This window comes from Candidatus Zixiibacteriota bacterium, assembly GCA_029860345.1.
GTDB lineage: Bacteria > Zixibacteria > MSB-5A5 > GN15 > FEB-12 > JAJRTA01.
In genome coordinates this window covers 115485-131718 of record JAOUBJ010000002.1, presented here as the reverse complement: position 1 = coordinate 131718, position 16234 = coordinate 115485, and the positions used below count along the sequence as shown (strand labels likewise).

Sequence of the window (16234 nt, the reverse complement as noted above, 5' to 3'; positions counted from 1 at the left end):
GTCCTTCAGGCATTAGTCTCAGCGTCAGTTTTAGCATCTATCAGTTTTACAAATTCATCCAGCCGCCGGTCGAGAAACTCATAGATTTCCAGAAAAGTCTCGTTGTATCGTTCCAGTGATTGCCCGATAGGATCGTCGACACCCTCGCCTTGCAGGTCGGAATCCGGGAAGTTCTTAAAAAGATACGTCTTGCTCCTTGCATCATCGGCCAATCTGAGAACCTGGTCGACGTGACTCGATGTCATACCGAGTATCAGGTCAACGCTATCTACCAGTCGATTTGTGAGCGGCTGCGATTGGTGGCTGGAGATATCGGCGCCTCGGAGTTTGGCTGCTTCGACTGCGTACATCGTGGCCGGATATCCGGAGGCCCCAATGGTACCGGCCGAGATCACCTCGAACTTATCCGGGCGCTTGCTTTCAAGGAGACTCCTCAGAGCTCCTTCGGCCATCGGCGAACGGCATGTGTTCCCGGTACACACAAACAGAACTACGAACTTCTCACTCACCTGGCTGTCTCCAATGCCGCCATCACGTCAGCTTGGGCTATGGCGCCTTCTCTCAGAATCGCAACCTGATCACCATCACATCGCACCACCGTCGACACCGCACCGTCCAATCGTCCGGCGTCGAGATACAAGGCAACTTCATCGCCGAAAACATCAATTACATCTTCGATTGTTTCAGCCTCCGGTCGACCACTTCTGTTGGCCGATGTCGCGGACAAAGGAAATTGTGCGAACTCTACCAATCCTTGCACTACGGTCGAGGATGACACCCGCAGTCCGATCCATCCGTCGGATACTACCGGCCATTCCAGATCGGGGGAGGCTTTCAAAACGAGGGTGAGTGGACCGGGCAAGAACCGCCTGGCCAAAACGTCCGATGATGCCGTCATCACGGCGTGCTTCGCCAGCGCCGCTACCCCGTCGAGGAAGACCGCGACCGGCGTACCGCTAAGGCGACCTTTAACCTGATACAGTCTATCCAGGGCCGCAGTGTCATCGGCCCGAGCCAGTAGTCCGTATCGGGTCTCCGTCGGTGCGACAACCAACCCGCGGTTGGCCAGGACTTCAGCCGCCCGTGCTAACATTGTGGGTTGCAACAAGCCGGCATCGACAGGACAGATGCGTTGCTCACTCATTCGGCTGGGGACCATTCTCGACATCAGCGCTGTCTCCTGGAGCCGACGGCAGACTATCGTAAAGTGGTGTCAACTCCTTCACACCGATCGTGACCATTACAACCCAGGCATTGGCATATCCTGCCGCCTTAGCTCTTGTTTGGTAGTTTTCGGCAGCGTCGCGATCTGCGAAACTACCGACGCGCAGTTTGAAGTACGGCACCTCGTATTCCATGAACACCGGTCTATCGAAAATCTCTTCGGCCACTCGCCGCGCCGCAGACGCCTCACCATAGACTTTCGTCGTCAATATTTGCACTCGATAGGCCTGACTGTTGAGAGTGTCGATTTGCTCTTGCGGCGAAAGATAGTTCCAACCCGGGTCGTACGGTTCTAATGCGGAAGCCTGCTGACCGGCCGAACCGGCTTTGATCTCACCATCATTAGGCGACAGGCGCGGAACAACTTGACGGTCTTCTTCGGACTCCAATGGATCGTAGCGCTCAAGCCCCGGCGGTAGGGTGCGGCCCGACGTGCCCTCTTCTGAGCCGCCCGGCGGGGGGTCTTGGCATCCGATCATCCAGTTAAGCCCGAGGGTCGCGATGATCAGACTAAAGATACTTGCGCGCTTCTTCATTTTCTCCAAGTTTCGCCAGCAACTTCTTGATATCTTCGGCCCGAGTCTTGTGCGCCACCATGGTGACCTCACCCGACCGGACCACTATCAGGTCGGAACAGCCAAGCACGGCCAGGATCCCGTCGGAGTCGTTGAACAATGTCATCTCATAAGAGTCCATGGAGATGGCTTCGCCGATCTGCACGTTGCTGTCCGAGTCTTTTTCTTTATAACGCCCCAGGGCGTTCCAGTCGCCGACATCGTCCCAAATAAAATCCGCTTTGATCGTAAGAACGTTGTCCGCTTTTTCCAGAACGGCAACGTCAACTGAGATTGAGGTCGCTTTTGTGTACAGTTGCATGCGAGCCTCAATCTCCGACGCCTTACCGATATGCTCCGAGTAATCCATCAACAGGCTGTGCATCTCCGACTGATGTTCGGCCAGGGCTTTGAGAAAGGCCTCGGCTGTCCAGATGAACATGCCACTATTCCAGAGAAACTTGCCGCTGAAGTAATACTCCTTGGCCACAGCCACACGCGGCTTCTCTGTAAAGCCGGACACGAAGTATGCCGGCAGATCGCTCGGATGTTCGAACTGGTCACCCACTTTGATGTAACCATATCCTGTTTCGGGCCGCGTCGGGACAATACCGAGAGTGAGCAGATTTCCACCGGCCGAGGCGATAGCGGCGCCGCCCTCCAGACATTTCAACAGTTTCTCGGTCGGTTTGATCAGATGATCGGCTGACAAAACGACCAAATTGGCGTGCGGATCGTCTTTGATCAGATGGATGGCCGCCAGTCCGATAGCGGCGCAAGTATTTCGTCCGAATGGTTCGCTGAGAATGTTGTCTTCGCCGACTTGGGGCATCGAGTCCTGGATGAATTTGCTCATGGAACGGCTGGTGATGATCCGCACGTTCTCCATTGGAATCAACGGTAGGACCCGATCGATAGTTTCCTCGAGCATCGTCTTATCGGATGTCAGTTTCAGAAACTGTTTCGGCCGATTTGCTCGCGACACCGGCCAGAATCTTTCTCCTTTGCCCCCTGCCAAAATCACACCATACAGCACAATTACACACCTCTATGCCGAGTTTTCACACCTGATCGATCATACCATTGTTGAGTGTTCCAGTCAAGAAAAGACTTCTCCTCGCCCCTTTGTCATTCCCTCGAAGGCGGGAATCCATCTTCTCTTCGGGTGACCGTCTCAAACCTTGTCTGGCCGGGTGGCCCACAGCTTACTGTTTGGGTGGTGTTGGGCGACCCCGCCCGACACCTGCGTGACGTGCCCGGCAGATGTCCACATCTGCCGTTGGGTGCCCCATCAGCTTGCTGTGGGAACTCTGTCATTCTGGCGAAGGCCAGAATCCAGTCTTTACCATGTCACCTCAAGCGCAGCCGAGCCGTGAACCCACCATCTTACTAATATTGCACTGGGTCCTTCCCACCCAAGTACTTCAGCCCGCACTGAAACAGCATGACCACCCAAAGCCCACTACGAAGACACCAAATATGGTAATTACGAGTCCACGCAGCAACCAAACCGTACCCACACTTTTATCTTTATTGTGATCGGTGCCAACAATGTCCTTCAGTCTGTCAGATTTCGATAGACATTTTTCTGCGCACCTCAAGTGCTTCCGAATCCACTTTGCTGACTCTTCAAGTGCGATGAAGGCGTATGCACAAATCATCATGCCGGCTACGGAGCCAGTTTTCATCAGCAGAGATAGATCAATATCCGGGTTCTTCGGTTGTCCGTCAGCCACACTTGCAACTATGAACCCCAGGATAGCGACCGCTATACTCAATATCCAGGAGATCGTATTGAACATAGCCCCTTTGACGCTTATCGATTTATCTCGAAAAAACTTCCATAGCTCGACATATTCATCCTTGTCCATCTTGTCTCCCATACTACTGTTCCTCCGTATTCATTGTTAGATTCCATTTGAGCGGTTGACCTGCTTGAGGCTGTCTCACAATAAGTCAAAATAGACCCGCGATGGTTTTTGTCAAGATAGAGTAGGTATAGTCTTGTAGGTCAGGAGCCCTGAGCGCTCCTGACCTACAAGTAAAGACTGCGCCACCTCTGTGGCCGGCTGGGTGGCACCCTCAAAGTCGCTTTGGGGGTGATTCTACGGTAGTTGGACACCCGCCCCATACAAGGTTGGAGGCGGCCACCCAAATCGAAGACTGGATACTGGCCTTCGCCAGTATGACAAAATGGCGGGTGACTGGTCTGCGAGTTGCCGGTCCGAAGACGGACCCTGCCCTACTAAGCCTCCACAGAGCGGCCACGCTCGAAGGCGGCCAGATTGGCCTCGACAAACTGCGCCTTGACACCGGCTTCGATCACCTCACGCCACAAGGCAGCATCGAACGGCAGGTGGTTCGACAGCACCCCCAGAAGAACCGTGTTGACCAGGCGCGGGTTACCCAACTCCCTGGCGATCATGTCGGCCTCGACAGACACCACTCGTTCGGCTTTTTCTCGCATCTGCTTGATCGGTTCGTCGGGATAGGACAATTCCCTGGATGAACTCACTATGGCCGGAACTATCGAAGTGGTCGAGACAATTGCCACCCCGTCTTCTTTGATCCAATCTATCGCCCGCAATCCCTCCGCCTGCTCGAACGAAATCAGAACATCGGCCCGGCCATAAGAAATGGTGGGTGAATGGACGCGGTGTCCTATCCGCACATGCGAAGAAACCACCCCCCCACGCTGGGCCATTCCGTGCACTTCGGACTTTTTCACATCCAGGTTTGATTTCAAAGCCACGGCGGCAATCAATTCCGAGGCCAGAAGCACCCCCTGGCCGCCGACCCCCACGATCAGTATGCTGAATTCACATTCCATCATCACACCTACACTTTCACCATCTGATTTTTCAAGACGATCGCCTCCTCGGGACAAATCTGCGCGCACAGTGTGCAACCGGTGCAAAGAGTCTCGTCGATCACCGCCTTGGGATGGCCGTGATCATTGGTCTCATCCGAAGCTGCGATAGCCGGACAGGAAATCCGGAAACAGGCCGAGCAGCCGTTGCAATGGGCCAGGTCGACCACGTATGGTTCATCCATTATTCGTTCGGGCATCAGCACACATGGACGATTGGTAATCAGCACCGAGGGTTCGTCCGAGTGCAGTTCCTGTTTGACTGCGCTCATACATGCGTCGTAGTCATAAGCATCCACTTCATGCACGCGAGAGATACCCAGCGCCCGGCACAGCTTCGGCAGGTCCACCTTTCCGGCCGTGCCCCCCATCAAGGTGCGACCGGTGCCCGGATGTTCCTGTCCGCCGGTCATGGCCGTGGTGCTGTTGTCGAGTATAACGACGGTAACGTTGCTCTTGTTGAATGTTGCGTCCAACAGACCGGTAATACCGCTATGCAGAAAGGTCGAGTCACCTATCACCGCCACCACCCCGTTCTCGGAACCGTCGACCCGTCCCATGCCGATTGCATTCCCGATTGAGGCACCCATGCAGATACAACTATCAAGCGCCTTCAGCGGCGGTAGCGCTCCCAGTGTGTAGCACCCGATGTCGCCGGTGACGGCCACCTTGAGCTTTTTTAGCGCCATAAACATGCCACGATGCGGACAGCCGGGGCACAGCACCGGAGGACGCGGGAAGAGCGGTGACCCATTCGTCTTGGCAACGACTGAGACTTCTGTCAAAACACCGGCGTCCTTAAGACCCTGGGCGACACGATGCGGCGAGTACTCGCCCAGATGACCAAAAAACTTCTTCCCCTCCACATCGAAACCGGCAGCACGAATCTGATCCTCGTAGAAAGGTTCGAGTTCCTCGACCACGATCACCCGTTCGTGACTCTTCACAAAATCGCCGATCATCTTCATGGGCAACGGAAAGCTCAGGCCCAGTTTCAGATAGTCCAATTCAGGCGCCACTTCTTTGGCATATTGGAACGCGATCCCACCGGTGATAATGCCGACTTTGGAGCCGTTGTTCTCAATGTAGTTGTATGGTGACTGTTCCGTGAACTCCTCAAGACCGGCCAGCCGCTTGCGCACTACTTCGTGACGCCCGCGGGCAAAACCGGGGATCATGACATACTTGGCCGGTTCCTTTGCGAATTTCTTCGGTTGGGTTGTCACCTGCTCACCAACTTCGACCACAGTTTTGGCGTGCGAGATGCGAGTAGTCAACCTAAGCATCACCGGCGTATCAAACTCCTCGGAGATTTCGTAACCGGCCAGCAACATTGCGCGCGCTTCGGCTGAGTCGGACGGTTCCAGCATCGGCACCTGAGCGAACTTGGCGTAGTGACGGTTGTCCTGCTCGTTTTGCGAAGAGTGCATCTCCGGATCATCGGCGCAGACAATGACAAAACCACCACCGCCGCCGGTGTACGAATGGGTCATGAACGGATCGGCCGCCACATTGAGACCGACATGCTTCATGGTAACCATCGCCCGCGCCCCGCCCATCGAAGCACCGATTGCCACTTCGTAGGCAACTTTCTCATTGGGCGACCACTGCGCATACACTGATCGATACTTGGCGGCAATCGTTTCGAGTATCTCAGTCGACGGTGTCCCCGGATAGGCCGAGGCGAGTTTCACATCGGCCTCAAAGGCACCGCGTGCCACCGCTTCATTTCCCGACATCAGTTCTTTCATATCTTTCTCTTGATCTGTTCAGGCCTTTCTCTAACTAACCCTGGTTCACGCAAGTGAACTTTTTCACGAAGTGGATGATAAGGAAGTAGCAGCTAATTGGCAAGGGGTCTGTAAACAATTTCCGCGAATGCTCGCAAACGGGGCTGGCGCCCCCTCACCCGGTGATTTGGTCGCCGCCGTTCAGGCGTCTGATATAGGCCAGTTGTCCGGCGTGATAGGTCTCGTGTAAGGCCAAAAAAGCAATACCGCTCAAAGCCGTGCCGTCGCTAATGGGATACTGAGCATCCATCGGCGCACCCAGATCATCGTCGGTCAACTCTTCAAACCGCGCCTCGACCTTATCCGCAACTTCCTCCCAGACTTTGAGAATCTCGGCATACGACGGATAGTCAGCGGCATCTTTCACCTCGGCGCCGCGCGCAAACAGATCGCCGAACGGTCGCTCCTGTTCGATTCCAATATGGCTGAGGACTACAAAACGCGAGGAAGCCAGGTGTCCGACCAACCACTTCATGGAATTACCTTTATCCTCGATTCGACTCTCGATGGCTTCCTGCGAAAGGTCTTTCAAGGCTGACGAGATCAACCAGCGGTTGATTTGGTACTGTTTGGCAAAGAGAGCTACTTTCTGGTTCATCGGGTCTCCTTCGATTTGAGTGATAATCTACCAATTGGGTACAGTATGCAGCCATCCGCCGGCAAATGTCAATACCTTTGGCCAGTCTTCTGCCGACTTGATTGGGTGGCACGGGCAGAGCCCGCAGGCTGCATCATACTGTGGTTTCGCAGGGTCCTGACCACGCCTTAGGCGTGGTTGTGACCCTGCGACTCTTACTAAGGCGTGGTGTAGGAGCAGCCTTTGAAACCCCCGGTTCACACGCTCGCCTTCGGCAAACGCAGGAACAGGAGGAACCTGCTACTGCGACACAGCCTCAAGGCTTGCGGCGGCCACCCAACGACGGTGGCGCGCAGGCGAAGACGGACCCGCTCTACTGTGGGTGGTGTTGAGGGACTCCACCCGACACCCAGACGCCACGCGGGGTTTTCGCGCATGGGCTGTCAGGCGAGTCGCCTTACAGCACGTGCCAAGAGTGGATTCCCGCCTGCGCGGGAATGACCTCGGTCGACCCGAGCCTGTTTTGTGTTGCCCTGGTTTCCCGACACGGCTATATTCGCCAAAAAACCGGGAGAAAAACATGGCCAAATCGGTAGAACTGTTCAAGAAAGAGCGAGAAAGACTTAATGAAATCGTACTGTCGCGAGACAATATCAATATCAAGCGGTTCTTCGGGATCGACTCAGCAGTTTACCGCGACGGCGCACTGGACACAAAAACCAAAGAGCTACTCGGACTGGTCGCCTCGCTGGTCCTTCGTTGCGATGACTGCATCAGCTACCACACCATACAGGCGAAAAGTATGAACGTCACGGATCAGGAATTCGATGAAGTTATGAGCGTCGGCATGGTTGTCGGTGGGTCCATCACCATCCCTCATGTCCGCCGGGCGAGTGAGTTGTGGCAAGAGATGAAAACGGAGAGTGATTCATGACGAGAACCGTAGTTTGTCTACTGATTCTTCTGATGAGCGGCGGCTCGGTGGCAGCTCAGGATTCCACCGCTCTGCCGGAGATCGTAAGGTGGTATCATGATCATTATCCGTTCGTCACCATGACCGACTCGGTCTTCACTTTCGAGACAGAGTTTGTATGGCCGGACGGGTTTCATCGGCCAGATTCATCCGAGCAAACTGCGTTTCAGAACTGGGTATCGAACTTCCCGCTGTGGCACCGGTGGCGTCCGGTCGGTCATTGGAAAGGTCGCAAGTTGTATGAGCGCGATGAAATCTCACGGCCTATCCATCTGCCCTGGAGAGGTGACCGTTTCAACGACAAGTCGATTCCGTTGCGCATCCTGGGTGAGTGGCTGTTTCTCCATCATCGTGAATCGGAGTTTAGAATCCTGCCTAAGGCGGGCGACACTTTGCGCTACCAGGACTTCCTGGGCGGTGATCTGCTCTTCAATAACCGTATGGAACCGTTTTTTGAACCGGGAGAACGACGTCAGCCAAGTGCACGCGAGTTCTTCAAGTTCATGATGTTGTGCATTGATCAGTCGGACTACCGAAGTCTTGCCGCCAACTGCACAGCCATCAAACCCGAGGACTTGATGCCGGGCGACTTGCTCATCACTCAGAATAAGACGGGCCGAAAAGGGCGTGTTTATGTAGTGATGTTGAAAGTGGAAAACGACTCAGGCGATATCCGCTATGTCGTCGGCTGTGGCTGCGAGGAAGCGTGCGACTTTCACATTCCGCTACTCACCGACGACCGACACAAACCCTGGATAGATTTGGCCGCGATTGAACAACTGGCACCGGAGTACGAAGAGCGCGGTTACTACCGGCTGAGCATCCAGTGACGTCATGGTACATCCGGAGCCAAGACAAACTGTCCGGCTTTGCCGAAACGTGAATCGATAAAAAACTTGTATGGACTTGGCCGTACCTCTATAATGTAGCTTAACTGTTGTCCGACATTGATTGGAACTACCACAGGCCCGGTTATCTGGAGGGATGATTCTACTGTGCAGCCTATACATGTTCGAGAGTGGCCGAAGTCAAAAGCGGAAGCATACCAGTATCAGGAGAGTGTGGCGCAGCAAGTCAAACTTCTGCCCATAAGTCCAGAACCACGCCTGATCGTTGCCGTCGAGACAGCCTACGGCGCAGGTGGCGAGACGCTCTACTGCTGCGCGGCTGTGATGAGTTTTCCCGACCTCGAGGAGATTGAATGCGTCTTCTCACACGGGCCGGCCGGATGGAGCTACGAACCGGGTCTATTGTACTTTCGCGAGGGGCCGGTGATTGCTCAAGCCCTCTCGAAAGTTGTGGCCACCCCGGACTTGCTCATGGTTCATGGTCACGGCATCGCTCATCCACTCCGTTGCGGATTGGCCAGTTCTCTTGGCGTCGTTTTTGACATGCCGGCTATCGGTTGTTGCCGCAAATCACTGGCCGGTCATCATCGCGAAGTGGCGCCGACTAAAGGTTCGGCCCAGCCAATCATGTTGAACTCCGATGAAGTAGGCATGGCCTACCGCAGCAAAGATAAGGTCAAGCCGATTTTCATCTCCCCGGGGCATCTGTGCGACCTGCCCGGCGCAGTTGATCTGACAAAACGTTGTCTGCGCGGATTTCGCCAGCCCGAACCGCTACGACTAGCCCACCTGCTAACCCATAAATACAAACGTCGATCCGAGAGAAAAAGCCAGGCCACGCCATCCGAAGTTATTTGATGTCAGACCAACCGAGGTAACATGCAAACGATCCACTCGAACATCATTAAAGCGACCCGGAAGTGGCGCCGCAAACAGATTGCCTGGCGACGACATTTCCATCAGCATCCTGAACTCTCATTTGCCGAGCACAAGACAACAGCCTACCTTCGCCGGGCTGTGTCTTCCATGGGTCTGAAGATTCTACCTCTCAAAATGAAAACCGGACTGTTAGCTGAGGTTCGCGGTAAGCGACCGGGCCGCACGATAGCGCTGCGTAGCGACATTGATGCCTTGCCGGTAACAGAACGCACCGGCTTGAGTTTCGGCTCGAAGGTCGACGGTTGCATGCACGCATGCGGGCATGACGTGCACATGGCCTCGCTGTTGGGAGCGGCGGCCGTGTTGTCAGAGATGCGAGATGATCTGCCGGGGACGGTTCGATTCATTTTCCAACCGGCCGAGGAAATGCCGCCTGGCGGCGCAGCCCCAATGATTGAAAACGGCGCCCTGGATAGTGTCTCCATGATCTTCGGTCTGCACGTCGACCCAACCGTGGCGACCGGAAAGATCGGCCTGCGCGATGGCGTTACTATGGCTGCCGTGAACGATTTTGATTTGATCGTTCACGGTCGCGGCGGACACGGAGCACGACCTCATGAGACGGTCGACGCCGTCGTGGTGGCCGCGGAGATTGTCCAGGCTTTGCAGACGATTGCATCGCGCAAGATCGACCCAATCGCGCCGGTGGCTATCACCATCGGTCGGATCGAAGGCGGTGTGGCACGCAACGTGATCACCGACCGGGTGACATTGAACGGTACCGCTCGGGCCTTATCGGAACAAGCGGCGCGCGAACTGCCCAAGCTGGTAAAGCGAATCGCTCAGTCGATTGGCCGCGCCCACGGCGCAAAGGTAGAAGTGAACATCACGCACGGTTACCCGGTATTCAAAAACCACCCGGTGGCCAACAAAATCCTGTCGGGCAGTTTTACGGCCTTGTTCGGCAGTGGGAAATTGGTCACCACTCCCCCGGTCTTAGGCGGCGAAGATTTCGCTCGCTATTTACAACTGGTGCCGGGCGCAATGTTTCGGCTGGGCTGCCGCAACCCGAAAATCGGCGCCGACAAACCGTGGCACTCCCCTCACTTCATTGTCGATGAAGAAGCGCTGACCTTTGGCACCGCCCTCTTGTGTGCCGCCGTCATAGACTCACTGACGAGCGACCGCAAATGATGCATAGTCGGCTCAGAAACTCTGCCATTTGGTTTACGGCTCTGTTTGTTTTGGCATCTTCGTCGCAGGCGGATATTCTCAAAGATCAGGTTATCACTTTCGCCGATTTCAGCTATGTCAACTCGATCAGCAGTTCCATGAGGTATGTCTACTTCGCTACCACCGAAGGTATCACCCGATACAACAAGATGGAGAACCACTGGGAAATGCCGCTGACCGGCGGCGAAGGGCTCGGCAGCGAGCAGGTTGTGCGCGTCGTGGTGGACCAGTTCGATACTCGGCTGTATGCCGAGACGGCCACGGGAATCTACGAGTATGATTCGCTCTTCGATCGTTGGTATACGCTTTCCGAGCTGCCTCAGGTCAACACCTCCGGCAGGCATGTGGAGGTACCGCCTGTGATCTACACACCGCCGGATTTTCATTTTCTGAGCGACAATACTTTGCAGGACCCCGAGGGTAGGCGCTTTGCGATCACCGATGTTCTTGATGATGATGACGGCAATCTGTGGTTCGGCACCTGGGGTTACGGCGCCGCCCGCGCCTCGGACAATTCATGGATGATGGAACCGATGCCTTTCGGACTCATCCAGAACAACGTCATCGATGTCTACTCGCATGGCGGCGAGATATGGGTGGCCGGAGAAGCCCAGACGGCCGGACGTTCGGGCATCTCGATCTATGATCCGCAGGAAAATGTTTTCGAGTATCTGGAACCGGAGTTCTTCAACGATTATCCGATAGTAGACGTGAACTGTCTGGCCGTCAACGAGCAGACCATTTTCATCGGGTCCGTAGAAGGGGTGCTTTTGTATGACAGATCGATGGAACGTGTTACGCGCACACTATCATCACACAACGGTCTGCCCCACGACAACGTTCTCAGCCTGCAACTGGTGAACGACTCTCTCTACGTCGGGACCCAGGAGGGTCTGGCCATGATAACCTCAGACGGTGACTCGGCGCAATTCTTATTCCCCGGTCGCTTTAATCGAATGGCCGTGTATTGCTTCGAGCGCGTGGACTCTCTGCTGTGGATTGGAACTGAAGAAGGCGCTTTTCGCCTGCAACTCTCAAACGGAAAACTGCACCAGTTTATCGATCCGGATCACGCCTTGACCGGTGATGTCTTTGCCATCAAGGCCTGGGAGGACCAGTTGGTCTTCGCAGGCCCCGATGGCGTGGTTTGGGCCGACGGCGGCACCGGCGAAGTCCAACTGCTGTTGATATCCGATCGCATCCGTACCTCGGTAGTGGCGCTGGCTATCAATGACAGGATAGTCGCCGCGGCCTCCGACGATGGCCTGACCCTGGTTTACTATCGAGACAAACGACAAAACAAGCGGACATTCACCACCCAGGACGGGCTGCCTTCCGATTATCTTTACGATTTGGTGCTGGACGGCGACTATCTGTGGGTCGGCAGTGATCAGGGGCTGAGTCGTTTTTGGTGGAACAACCCATCGCGGGTCGACTGAGTGATGGGGAGGATTGTTGGCTGTTGGCGCCCCTCGACTGCGCTCGGGGTGACAGACCAGCTTTCTTCGTAGGGCAGGACCGATTCTGGTTCTGCCATTGACCGATGTCGGAACCGCTAAGAGGGTTTCAACCTACTTGTGGTGTCGGGCGACCCCGCCCGACACAGATCCGTGCGTGGTATGCTGATTCCCGTCCCAAACAAGGTTTGAGACGGCCACCCGAAGAGAAGATGGATTCCCGCCTGCGCGGGAATGACAAAAAGGTGCGGGAATGACAAAAAGGTGCGGGAATGACAAAAAGGTGCGGGAATGACAGAAGCGCGCGGGAATGACAGAAGCGTGCGGGAATGACAGAAGCGCGCGGGAATGACAAAAGAGCGCGGGGATGACAGAAGAGCGCGGGGATGACAGAAGAGCGCGGGGATGACAGAAGAGCGCGGGGATGACAGAAGAGCGCGGGGATGACAAAAGGGTGCGGGAATGACAAAGAGACTCGACTTTAATAGTTGTTTGCCTGGGATCGATTGATTAGAATAGATGCGCCTCGTCGGTTGATATGAGAACACGGCTTGACCGTGCACCCTTCGACTCCGCTCAGGGTGAGGTTGCAAATGCGCGAAGCGCGAAAAAGTGATTTATCACCCGGCTGAGAAGAATAATTGGAGAGCTGTGAAATCGTTGTTCGACAATCTGGCGCTAAAAATCGTGGCGCTTCTTCTCGGTGTGCTGCTTTGGTTTCACGTGGCGACGGAGAAGGTATATACTTATCAGGTACGTCTGCCGTTGAACATCATCAACCTCGGGGAGGATTTGGCCCTGGTCAGGTATCCGGCCGATAGCCTGACGATAGTCGTGTCGGCCAGCGGAAAGCGGTTGGGTCGCACCCGCTGGCGCGAGGATGGTGTGCGCATAAACGCGCTACAGTTCCCCGCCGGAAGACACCAACTAACCCTCACTCCGGCCAACACAACATTGATCGGAGGGAGCAACCTGATCTCTCTGGATGAAGTCATAACGCCCAGCAGTTTGGAGTTATACGTCGACCGCACATCGGAGGTAAACCTCAAGGTACAGACCGATCTGGTCGCAGTGGCCGATGATGGATTCGCGGTAGCTTCGATCTCAAGACCGGAACCGGACCAGGTAACGGTGGTCGGGCCGCGTTCGCTGCTGGGCGGATTCAGCACTGTCTTTACCGAGCATAAAAGAATGACCGGGCTGCGCAACAGCCTGGATATTACCGTACCGCTGGCTCTGCCGGCCGGCTATGGTATCACCCTGGACCCTGATTCTGTGACCCTCTCGGTGGAGGTCGTGCCGGTGCGCACCAGAGTTTTCAAGGCGGTCCCGGTAGTCTTGTACAACCTGCCCTCGGACAGCCGGGCCACAAGTCAACCGAGTCAGCTCGATGTGGTTCTAACCGGACCACCCGAGGCAATCGACTCACTTGATGGTTCCACGCTCATTGCCTCAGCCGATTATGCTTCTGTGGATTCATCCGGTCGCGTGGCGGTGAGGGTGGACTGTCCCTCGACCTTTCGCGTCAAATCTGTCTCGGTCGACTCAGTCACAATCAGTGGACTGTGATCATGCTCACACTCGGCATTGAAACATCGTGTGATGAAACTTCGGTGGCGGTGGTGCGCAGTGGCCGTGAGATCCTGTCGAATGTCATTCTTTCTCAAACCGACCATAGTAAATTCGGCGGTGTCGTGCCCGAGATCGCCGGTCGGGCTCATTTGCGCAAGATCGTGGGTGTCTATCGACAGGCTCTCAGCGAGTCTGGGGTCGAGCTGGAGCAGATCGATTTAATCGCCGCTACTATGGGACCCGGATTGATCGGTCCTCTTTTGGTCGGACTGACTTTTGCCAAAGGGCTGGCCTTTGCCGCTTCACTCCCGTTTGTGGCCGTGCATCACATCGAAGGCCACATTGCGGCCAACCTGCTTGAACATCACGACCTGCAAAGCCATCACCTGACTTTGATCGTATCCGGCGGCCACACCATGTTGGTTGAAGTCAATGGGTTTGGGTCCTATAAAATCCTGGGCGCCACCAAGGATGATGCGGCCGGGGAAGCCTTCGATAAAGTGGCCAAACTGCTGGGGCTGGGTTATCCCGGCGGGGCCAGGCTGGACCGATTGGCTGCCGACGGCGATCCCGAATTCTTTCGCTTCCCACGCCCCATGCTCAAAGAACCGGGCTATCAGTTCTCATACTCAGGACTGAAGACGGCGGTCGCGCTGTATCTCAAAAAGCTGTCACCCGACCAAATCCAGCAGCAATTGGCCGACATTGCGGCATCTTTTCAGGAAGCCGCCGTGATGGTGCTGGTGGAAAAGACTGTGCGGGCGGCCAAGGAACTGCAACTGGCCGACGTGACCGTCTCCGGCGGTGTTGCCGCTAACAGTCGTCTGCGAACGATACTGGCCGAACGCCTGGATGCAATTGGGTGTCGGCTGTTCTACCCAACCCTTCCACTATGCACCGACAACGGCGCCATGATCGCTGCCGCCGGCTACTATCGTTTTCAGAACGAAGGAGCCTCGGAAATGGCTGTTAGCGCGGTGCCTTATCTTAAACTTGGAGTTTGATGATGCGCAAATACGATGCTAAAACATCCCGTCCGGTGTCACCTGTTCGATATCTGGTGCTTCAGATGACGGCGTTGCTGATTGGTCTGACGATGTTGCTTGCCGGCTGCTCTTCCGATGAGACATCCGAGGAGAAACCAACTACTGAGAACCAAACCAAAAGTGTAACTCAACGCGACTCCGCCACTATGGCCGCCCTGCGGGACAGTGGGACCCTCAACGTCGAATACATCCCCCCGGATGTCCCCTTCGATCTGAACGGTACACCGGTCGTGGTCGGCGGCGTCAGGTGTGTACCGGCCACGCAATGGGAGGACCTGGGCGCATCCGGCGAGATGGTGGCCCATTACCGCTATGGACCGCTCAAGAACGAAACCGAGCAAGCGGAAGCGGCTATCTACTTCTTCGGCGCGCAGGGCGCTGACTACGAGAAGATTATGGATCGATGGATCGATCAGATATCGATCGGCGATGGTCGAGACTCCCGCCAGACGGCGCGGCAGCATGATCGAGAGATCGGTGGCATGAAAGCCCATGTTTTGTCTATGGATGGTATCTACACACCCGCCACCGAGGGATTTGACCGCGAAGATACAGGGGTAAGAGACTATTACCGGGTGGTCGGTGTGGTTATCGAAGCACCCGGGGGCAACGTCTATTTCAAGCTCACCGGCCCCGACTACACCGGGCGCGTGATGATCGACCAGTTTATGAATATGGTTTACCGGGTGCGGAGAATCTAGCGGCCGCCGACAAACTTTTAGGTGCGACGGACAATAATCAGAGGGCGATGAACCTGAGGGTATTGCTCGATCGGTTGGCCCAGATCCCAGTCGGACCACCAGCCGACAAACTCGAAGTCGTCGCGACCGGCCAGGAAACTTCTGAACTCCTGCGGGAACAAGGCCATGTTACGTTCGACCGTTTCAAACTGATGATGCTCCCCATGATCGTCCACATCGACAGTCCAGGTCTCTTTATAAGTGCTGCGCCCGGTCGGAATCGGTTCGATATGAAATCGTGATCTTAGTTTGATCCCGTCTTTCTCCGCCTCGAACGAAACCCGCTCATCCCAGTCTTCCGGATCGAAAAACTGCAGGCACCAGTCCAGAAAGTACAATCCGCCCGGCTTGAGCGCACGGCTGACGGCGTCAAGGTGACTGCGGAGATCATCCTCGCTTTTCAGATACAACGATCCGATCATGACATAGGCGAAGTCGGTTTTGCGTTCCAGCGTGAAATCTATCATGTCCG

At 55.5% G+C, this 16234-nt stretch carries 17 protein-coding genes; 8 read left to right on the top strand and 9 right to left on the bottom strand.

From position 1 onward, the window contains the following. Nucleotides 1-5: 5 nt before the first annotated feature. The 8 genes from OEV49_02685 to OEV49_02650 form a co-directional block, all read right to left on the bottom strand. Nucleotides 6-509 carry a low molecular weight protein arginine phosphatase gene (locus tag OEV49_02685; protein ID MDH3889965.1) on the bottom strand — a complete coding sequence of 168 codons (504 nt, stop codon included), beginning with the start codon at nt 507-509 and terminating at the stop codon, nt 6-8. Beyond that, nucleotides 506-1168 (bottom strand): L-threonylcarbamoyladenylate synthase, encoded by a 663-nt coding sequence (locus OEV49_02680; GenBank protein MDH3889964.1) that lies wholly within the window; start codon nt 1166-1168, stop codon nt 506-508. The genes OEV49_02685 and OEV49_02680 overlap by 4 nt, the downstream gene beginning before the upstream one ends. After that, nucleotides 1137-1760: an SPOR domain-containing protein gene (locus OEV49_02675; protein MDH3889963.1), complete on the bottom strand. Its 624-nt coding sequence runs from the start codon at nt 1758-1760 to the stop codon at nt 1137-1139. The genes OEV49_02680 and OEV49_02675 overlap by 32 nt, the downstream gene beginning before the upstream one ends. After that, the gene (locus tag OEV49_02670; protein ID MDH3889962.1) at nt 1735-2802 is read right to left on the bottom strand and encodes a sugar phosphate nucleotidyltransferase; all 1068 of its coding nucleotides are present in this window, start codon (nt 2800-2802) and stop codon (nt 1735-1737) included. The genes OEV49_02675 and OEV49_02670 overlap by 26 nt, the downstream gene beginning before the upstream one ends. 400 nt (nt 2803-3202) lie before the next feature. Continuing rightward, nucleotides 3203-3649: a hypothetical protein gene (locus tag OEV49_02665; GenBank protein MDH3889961.1), complete on the bottom strand. Its 447-nt coding sequence runs from the start codon at nt 3647-3649 to the stop codon at nt 3203-3205. A 374-nt stretch (nt 3650-4023) separates the two neighbouring features. Beyond that, a complete protein-coding gene (locus OEV49_02660; GenBank protein MDH3889960.1) occupies nt 4024-4611 on the bottom strand; it encodes an indolepyruvate oxidoreductase subunit beta in 588 nt (195 codons plus the stop codon). 5 nt (nt 4612-4616) lie between these two features. Beyond that, on the bottom strand, nt 4617-6398 hold the full coding sequence (gene iorA, locus OEV49_02655) for an indolepyruvate ferredoxin oxidoreductase subunit alpha (GenBank protein MDH3889959.1): 1782 nt from the start codon (nt 6396-6398) through the stop codon (nt 4617-4619). Between the two features lie 154 nt (nt 6399-6552). Next, entirely contained in the window at nt 6553-7035 is a 483-nt protein-coding gene (locus OEV49_02650) for a DinB family protein (protein MDH3889958.1), read from the bottom strand. A gap of 559 nt (nt 7036-7594) precedes the next feature. Here OEV49_02650 and OEV49_02645 point away from each other — a divergent pair. The 8 genes from OEV49_02645 to OEV49_02610 all read left to right on the top strand — a co-directional run bounded on the left by OEV49_02645 (nt 7595) and on the right by OEV49_02610 (nt 15723). Beyond that, nucleotides 7595-7948: a carboxymuconolactone decarboxylase family protein gene (locus OEV49_02645; GenBank protein MDH3889957.1), complete on the top strand. Its 354-nt coding sequence runs from the start codon at nt 7595-7597 to the stop codon at nt 7946-7948. Further along, the gene (locus OEV49_02640; protein ID MDH3889956.1) at nt 7945-8817 is read left to right on the top strand and encodes a hypothetical protein; all 873 of its coding nucleotides are present in this window, start codon (nt 7945-7947) and stop codon (nt 8815-8817) included. The genes OEV49_02645 and OEV49_02640 overlap by 4 nt, the downstream gene beginning before the upstream one ends. 231 nt (nt 8818-9048) lie before the next feature. Further along, a complete protein-coding gene (locus OEV49_02635; protein ID MDH3889955.1) occupies nt 9049-9693 on the top strand; it encodes an endonuclease V in 645 nt (214 codons plus the stop codon). Between the two features lie 21 nt (nt 9694-9714). Then, the gene (locus OEV49_02630) at nt 9715-10908 is read left to right on the top strand and encodes an amidohydrolase (protein ID MDH3889954.1); all 1194 of its coding nucleotides are present in this window, start codon (nt 9715-9717) and stop codon (nt 10906-10908) included. Beyond that, nucleotides 10905-12386, top strand: coding sequence for a hypothetical protein (locus tag OEV49_02625; GenBank protein ID MDH3889953.1), 1482 nt, complete (start codon nt 10905-10907; stop codon nt 12384-12386). The genes OEV49_02630 and OEV49_02625 overlap by 4 nt, the downstream gene beginning before the upstream one ends. A 669-nt stretch (nt 12387-13055) precedes the next feature. Beyond that, nucleotides 13056-13973, top strand: coding sequence for a CdaR family protein (locus OEV49_02620; GenBank protein ID MDH3889952.1), 918 nt, complete (start codon nt 13056-13058; stop codon nt 13971-13973). Between the two features lie 2 nt (nt 13974-13975). After that, nucleotides 13976-14980, top strand: coding sequence for a tRNA (adenosine(37)-N6)-threonylcarbamoyltransferase complex transferase subunit TsaD (gene tsaD, locus OEV49_02615; GenBank protein MDH3889951.1), 1005 nt, complete (start codon nt 13976-13978; stop codon nt 14978-14980). Then, a complete protein-coding gene (locus OEV49_02610; protein ID MDH3889950.1) occupies nt 14980-15723 on the top strand; it encodes a hypothetical protein in 744 nt (247 codons plus the stop codon). Before tsaD ends, OEV49_02610 begins: the two co-directional genes overlap by 1 nt. Before the next feature lie 17 nt (nt 15724-15740). On the opposite strand, the gene OEV49_02605 is transcribed toward OEV49_02610, so the two are convergent. Further along, nucleotides 15741-16229, bottom strand: a complete 489-nt coding sequence (locus OEV49_02605) for a hypothetical protein (GenBank protein ID MDH3889949.1) — start codon at nt 16227-16229, stop codon at nt 15741-15743. Nucleotides 16230-16234: the final 5 nt, after the last annotated feature.

Coding starts and splice junctions, on each gene's coding strand:
- tsaD (MDH3889951.1), top strand. CDS start 13,976: ATGCTCACACTCGGCATTGAAACATCGTGTGATGAAACTTCGGTGGCG.
- OEV49_02630 (MDH3889954.1), top strand. CDS start 9,715: ATGCAAACGATCCACTCGAACATCATTAAAGCGACCCGGAAGTGGCGC.
- iorA (MDH3889959.1), bottom strand. CDS start 6,398: ATGAAAGAACTGATGTCGGGAAATGAAGCGGTGGCACGCGGTGCCTTT.
- OEV49_02610 (MDH3889950.1), top strand. CDS start 14,980: ATGATGCGCAAATACGATGCTAAAACATCCCGTCCGGTGTCACCTGTT.
- OEV49_02665 (MDH3889961.1), bottom strand. CDS start 3,649: ATGGACAAGGATGAATATGTCGAGCTATGGAAGTTTTTTCGAGATAAA.
- OEV49_02680 (MDH3889964.1), bottom strand. CDS start 1,168: ATGTCGAGAATGGTCCCCAGCCGAATGAGTGAGCAACGCATCTGTCCT.
- OEV49_02645 (MDH3889957.1), top strand. CDS start 7,595: ATGGCCAAATCGGTAGAACTGTTCAAGAAAGAGCGAGAAAGACTTAAT.
- OEV49_02640 (MDH3889956.1), top strand. CDS start 7,945: ATGACGAGAACCGTAGTTTGTCTACTGATTCTTCTGATGAGCGGCGGC.
- OEV49_02605 (MDH3889949.1), bottom strand. CDS start 16,229: ATGATAGATTTCACGCTGGAACGCAAAACCGACTTCGCCTATGTCATG.
- OEV49_02675 (MDH3889963.1), bottom strand. CDS start 1,760: ATGAAGAAGCGCGCAAGTATCTTTAGTCTGATCATCGCGACCCTCGGG.
- OEV49_02625 (MDH3889953.1), top strand. CDS start 10,905: ATGATGCATAGTCGGCTCAGAAACTCTGCCATTTGGTTTACGGCTCTG.
- OEV49_02660 (MDH3889960.1), bottom strand. CDS start 4,611: ATGATGGAATGTGAATTCAGCATACTGATCGTGGGGGTCGGCGGCCAG.
- OEV49_02650 (MDH3889958.1), bottom strand. CDS start 7,035: ATGAACCAGAAAGTAGCTCTCTTTGCCAAACAGTACCAAATCAACCGC.